The sequence below is a fragment of the Rahnella sp. ChDrAdgB13 genome (assembly GCF_017655185.1).
Lineage (GTDB): Bacteria > Pseudomonadota > Gammaproteobacteria > Enterobacterales > Enterobacteriaceae > Rahnella > Rahnella contaminans.
In genome coordinates, this window is record NZ_JAEMGT010000240.1 from 1 (window position 1) to 1232 (window position 1232).

Below are 1232 nucleotides of genomic sequence, written 5' to 3' on the forward strand. Positions count from 1 at the left end.
CGTAAGGATTGCCTGAGAAAGTCAGCGACGAGGGGAGCTTTTATCTAAATCCGATTTATTCAACAAAGCCTGGCCATCCTTGTAATCTCAATTCATACGATAACTCCTAGCGGGACTTTAGATTATCTTCTCACCCAAAGCATAGCGAGGGTCGCCGTACCATTTTTCTTTATTGCTGCCGGTTATTATTTTCCATCAAATCCTAAAGCAGCAGATATTAAGAAAACTGTTTTCAGGCTTACCTGCTTGTATATCGCATGGTGTGTTTTTTATCTGCCCTTCGAAATATCGGATATAGCTATGAAGCACCGTTCAACTGGCGGGTATGCATTTGAATCTTTATACATACTTGTAAAAGGGTGGCGGCATCTTTGGTTTATGCCTGCGCTGATAATCGGCATGATTGTTTATTATTTCCTGTATGCAAGCAAACGACTTTACCTTATTGCTATATCACTATATGTGATTGGATTCATCTTGCAGTCAAGTATTGAGCATGGTGAATACTCTATCCTATTTTATAGAAACTTTTTAACATTCGGATTCCCTCTAATTGCCTTAGGTGCGGCCCTAAAAAAATACAGAATTTCATCTATGGCCGCCTATTCTGGGGTATCAACCTTCTTATTTCTTACTATCATGCTTTGTGCTGAGGGATGCATCAGGCTAAAGCTGGGAGTTTATAATAATGATCTATTATTATTCGCTCCACTCGCCGCGTCTTGTATCTTCATGATTGCGTTAAGATCAAATATTAAAATTAACTTTAACATAGCTAGCACAGCATCAAGCATTTACTTTATTCATTATTTCTTTTACTTAGCTTTAAAATCCCAGATTGGTAACCAGACACTCCTGTTTTTATCGGTTTCATTTTTTTCAGTATTTTTCAGCCTGACGTTTGGAAAAATCAGTTTTTATAAAAGAATCCTAACTTAAATCTTATATGAGTACGTTTTTTTAAGATCAGTCTTTAGGTGGTGAAGGGAGTTCTTTGCTTCCATCACCTGAAGAAATGTATGATCTTAATGATTTCCTATACCCGGTCCAAGTGCTCAGTAAATCATCAAGCTCAGACTCCATTGCAGTTGTAAAATCTTCGTCTTCAATTTGCTCTCTGATGGAATTTATTTTAGAAGATGCTCCGTCATATTCAGACTGTTCAGCAGCAGCCTTCGGTTGTCGTAAATACAGCTCAGCCGTCAAATATTCCGCCGCCATTGAATCAGAAG

The 1232-nt window shown here is 38.1% G+C and carries 1 protein-coding gene and 1 pseudogene; one reads left to right on the forward strand and one right to left on the reverse strand.

Features of this window, described 5'->3' with window-relative positions; translation table 11 throughout:
• Nucleotides 1–84: 84 nt before the first annotated feature.
• The gene (locus tag J8X26_RS27360; protein ID WP_307803532.1) at nt 85–939 is read left to right on the forward strand and encodes an acyltransferase family protein; all 855 of its coding nucleotides are present in this window, start codon (nt 85–87) and stop codon (nt 937–939) included.
• Between the two features lie 27 nt (nt 940–966).
• Here J8X26_RS27360 and J8X26_RS27365 read toward each other — a convergent pair.
• Nucleotides 967–1232: pseudogene (locus tag J8X26_RS27365) on the reverse strand (hypothetical protein); the annotation flags it as partial.